This is a genomic window from Tepidimonas aquatica (genome assembly GCF_007556585.1).
In the GTDB taxonomy this organism is placed as follows: Bacteria; Pseudomonadota; Gammaproteobacteria; order Burkholderiales; family Burkholderiaceae_C; genus Tepidimonas; species Tepidimonas aquatica.
In genome coordinates this window covers 1-1,509 of the sequence record NZ_VJNA01000076.1, presented here as the reverse complement: position 1 = coordinate 1,509, position 1,509 = coordinate 1, and the positions used below count along the sequence as shown (strand labels likewise).

Below are 1,509 nucleotides of genomic sequence, written 5' to 3'. Positions count from 1 at the left end.
GGGGGTGCTCTCGATGGACTTTTGCTGGGATTTCATTGGGTGGCCTCTCCGGGGTTGATGTGCCGGTCAAGCAGGTCTGAGAGCTCAGTCGCAACGTCGCTGGCCAGCTCGGCGGCGAGGTCGAGGTATTCGCGGCGCAGATCGGGCGCCACATCCTCAAACGATTCCTGGCCACTGGGGCCAGAAATCGCCTGCAGCATGGCGGCCAGTCGCCTGGCCTTCGTCGAGCTTGTGTCCAGGCTGTCGAAGCTCTCGGGGCGGATCGGTTGCGGTGTGTTCATGGTCTTAAATTCGCTTTGAGGTTGAGGGGGTCAGATGGCGCCGAGCGCCTGGGCCATAGCGGCCGCCTTGGTTTGCACGGTCAGGTGCGCGTAGCGGCGCGTCATGTCGAGCTTTCGATGCCCGAGCACTTCGGCCACCACGTTGAGCGGCACGCCCGCCTGCGCCATGTAGGACGCGCAGCAGTGGCGCAAGTCGTGGAAGCGGAAATTGCGCAGCTTGGCGCGCGCCACGGCTTCGCGCCAGGCGGTATCAATCCGCGCGGGCTCGAGGTACTTGCTGCGCACGCTGCCGAAGACGAAGCGCGCGGGGTCGGTCGAGACAAAGGGACGCAGCGCTTCCACCACGTCGGGCAGCAGGACCAGGGTGCGGCGGTCGCCGTTTTTGGTGCGGCCCAGGTAGGCCAGACCGGCCTCAAGGTCGACGTCGCGCCAGGTCAGGCCCAGCAGCTCGCCTTTGCGCGCACCGGTTTTCATGGCCATGAGCACGAGGGCGTACAGCCTGGGGTACTTGGACACCCGGCACGCCAGAAACAGCCGCGAGCGCTCGTCGGTGTCGAGGTAGCGCACGCGGCCATCGCTTTCGCCCATGCGCTTGAGCCCGCGGCACGGGTGAACAAACCCCTTGGGCGTCAGGCGCTGCTCGATGGCCCAGGTAAAGACCGATGCGATGGCCTGCACGTAGCGATTAAGGGTCGCGCCGCTTTTCTGGCGCTGGCGGCCCTTGACCTTGAAGATTTGCCGCCCTTGGTGATCCACCCCGACAAAGACCAGCGGCGGCTTGGTCGCCAGCTCGCTGCGTCCAGCGTGGATCAGGTCAGCGTCGACCTGGCTCACCTCAAAATCGCCAATCATCTCCTGCCATGCGGCGAGGCGATGCGCGCGAGAGCCGTCTTGCCCGTTGTACTGGGCCATGTAACGCTCGATCAGCTCGCTGACGGTGATCGAGGTTGGGCGCTGCGAAAGCGAGCGCAGCCGGAGGGAAACGCCCTCCGGGTCGACTTGTGAGCGGGCGCTGGGAACACCCGCAACACTGTTGCTGCCATGAAACGTCATGTCGATTTCCTCCAAAAGCGCCGACAAGCGGCGGACTGGTTGGAGTCTGGACTGACGCTGGCAAACCAATAACTAAGTCATAGACTTAGCGGAGCATTTTGGCTCCCCGACCTGGGCTCGAACCAGGGACCTACGGATTAACAGTCCGGCGCTCTACCGACTGAGCTATCGGGGA

At 64.3% G+C, this 1,509-nt stretch carries 2 protein-coding genes and 1 tRNA gene; all 3 read right to left on the bottom strand.

Annotation, left to right across the window (positions count from 1 at the left end):
• Positions 1-32: 32 nt before the first annotated feature.
• Positions 33-281, bottom strand: a complete 249-nt coding sequence (locus Taqua_RS12990) for a hypothetical protein (protein WP_144326985.1) — start codon at positions 279-281, stop codon at positions 33-35.
• A gap of 30 nt (positions 282-311) precedes the next feature.
• The gene (locus tag Taqua_RS12985; RefSeq protein WP_144326984.1) at positions 312-1,349 is read right to left on the bottom strand and encodes a tyrosine-type recombinase/integrase; all 1,038 of its coding nucleotides are present in this window, start codon (positions 1,347-1,349) and stop codon (positions 312-314) included.
• Between the two features lie 84 nt (positions 1,350-1,433).
• Positions 1,434-1,509: transfer RNA gene (locus tag Taqua_RS12980), tRNA-Asn, on the bottom strand.